Origin of the sequence: Streptomyces sp. SID1328, from assembly GCF_009865595.1 — a bacterium.
GTDB lineage: Bacteria > Actinomycetota > Actinomycetes > Streptomycetales > Streptomycetaceae > Streptomyces > Streptomyces griseoluteus.
In genome coordinates, this window is sequence record NZ_WWKH01000156.1 from 1 (window position 1) to 2347 (window position 2347).

Here is a 2347-nt window from a genome sequence, read left to right on the forward strand (position 1 = left end):
ACGGCGCGCTGATCGGCGCCCGCGGCAACTCCGGCACGATCCTCGCCCAGCTCCTGCGCGGCATGGCCCAGGTGCTCGCCGCCGACGGCGCGGGTGACGTGTCTCACGTCGACGGCACCGATCTGCGGCGGGCGCTGCGCCGGGCCGCCGACGCCGCCCGCGAGGCCGTCGCCACCCGGTCGAGGGCACCGTGCTCACCGTCGCCTCGGCCGCCGCCGACGCGGCCGACGGAGGCGAGGGCGACTGCCGGGCAGTCGTCCTGGCCGCCTACGAGGGAGCGCGCGCCGCCCTGGCCGCCACCCCCCGGCAACTGGCCGTGCTCGGCCGCGCCGGGGTCGTGGACGCGGGTGGACGCGGTCTGGTGACCGTGCTGGCCTCCCTGGTGGAGGCGGTCACGGGAGAGGCGGTGCCCGAGGAGACGTACGCCGGGGCGGCCGGGGCCGACGTCTGTCCGGAGGCCCCCGAACACGCGGGGGAGGGCGGGCCCGCCTACGAGGTCATCTACCTGCTGGAGGCCGACGACGCGGCCGTGACCCGTCTTCGGGAACGGCTCGACACCCTCGGCGACTCCCTGGTCGTGGTCGGCGGCGACGGGCTGTGGAACGTCCATGTGCACGTGGACGACGCAGGTGCCGCCGTGGAGGCGGGCGTCGAGGCCGGGCGGCCGTACCGGATCAGGATCACCCACTTCGCCGTCGGCGACGTCCACACGGGCGGGGAACGGCCGCCGCGCGAACCGGCGCAGCGGGCCGTCGTCGCCGTGGTGCCCGGCGAGGGGCTGGCCGGGCTGTACGCCGAGGCGGGCGCCACCACCGTCCTCGCCCGCCCCGGTGAGCCGCCCGCCAGCGGGGAGCTGGCCCAGGCGCTCCGGCGCGCGCACGCCCGCGAGGTCGTCCTGCTGCCCAACGACGCCGAACTGCGCCACACGGCCGCCGCGGCCGCCGAGCAGGTACGCGCCGAGGGCGTCCGGGTCGCCCTGATCCCGACCCGCTCGGCGGTCCAGGGCATCGCCGCGCTGGCCGTGCACGAACCGGAGCGCCGGTTCGACGAGGACGTGGTCCAGATGACCTCGGCCGCCGGTGCCACCCGGTACGCCGAGGTGCTCGTCGCCGAGCGCCAGTCGTGGACCACGGCCGGGATCTGCCAGGCCGGGGACGCACTCGGGCTGATCGACGGCGACGTCGCCGTGATCGGCCCCGACCTCACCGGCACCGCCGAGACCGTGCTCGACCGCATGCTCCAGGCCGGCGGAGAGCTGGTCACCCTGGTCGTCGGCGACGACGCCCCCGAGGCCGTCGCCGACCGCCTCGAAGCCCGCGTCCGCGAGTCCTACCTCGCCGTCGACACCGTGGTCTACCGGGGCGGCCGGCAGGGCGCGCCGCTGCTCATCGGCGTGGAGTGAGCGGCCGGGGTCACTCCCCGTCCAGCAGACGGGACGCCGTCTCGCGCCGGAGGCGGACCGTTTCGTCCGTGGCGTCGGCGCCCTCGTAGGCCGCGAGGACGGCACGCGCGCGTGCCCGTGCCTCGGCCGTCCGCCCCAGCTCGGCCTCCAGCGCGGCGGCGGCCAGTTCGGCGCCGGTGCGGCCGTGCAGGCCGTCCGTGCCGAGGGTGGCGAACAGCGCGGCCGACCGCTCCAGCTCCGCCAGCGCCTCCCCGCGCTCCTGTGCCACCGCGGCCAGCAGTTCGCCGAACTGGCGGTGCGTGTGCGCGAGTTCGGTGGTCAGCCGGGCCTCCTCCAGCGAGTCGTCCGCCTCCGCCAGCGCCTCCCCGCACACCCGCGCCGCCCGCGCCATCAGCGCCCGCGCGCCCGGCACCCCCGCCTCCAGCCGGGGCGCCAGCCAGGCACGGGCTCGCAGCGCACGCACGGTGAAGTACGGGTTGCCCAGCGCCTCCCACAGCTCGCCCGCCCGTACGTACGCCCGGTCCGCCTCCGCGGGGAGATCCGCCTCGGCCAGGGACTCCCCGGCCAGGTGGGCCAGCGTGGCGTGGTCCTGCTGCTCCGGCCAGTGCTCGGCGATGCCGGCCGCCAGCAGCCGGTGCTCGGCCGCCTGACGGTGCTCGCCCAGCTCGCTCAGGCAGTCCCCGAGCCACCAGCGGGTCTGCACCAGCGCGCCGTCCCCGTGCACCTCGGCCGACAGCTCGGTGAGCGCCGACTCCAGCACCTCGGCCGCCTCCGTCCAGCGCCCCTGGCGCAGCAGCAGCCCGCCCAGCAGATGCCGGCCCCAGGCGCCGAAGGTTCCGCTCTCGCCCGCCTCGTCCGCCCAGTGCGCGGCCTGGAGGGCATGCCCGGCCGCCTCCTCGGTGCCGCCCCGCGCCCCGATCAGCTCCGCGAGCTGAAGATGGAGCT

At 77.4% G+C, this 2347-nt stretch carries 2 pseudogenes; one reads left to right on the forward strand and one right to left on the reverse strand.

From position 1 onward, the window contains the following. Positions 1-1402, forward strand: a pseudogene (locus GT030_RS04740) (DAK2 domain-containing protein); the annotation flags it as partial. A gap of 10 nt (positions 1403-1412) precedes the next feature. Here GT030_RS04740 and GT030_RS04745 read toward each other — a convergent pair. Next, positions 1413-2347 (reverse strand): annotated as a pseudogene (locus GT030_RS04745) (tetratricopeptide repeat protein); the annotation flags it as partial.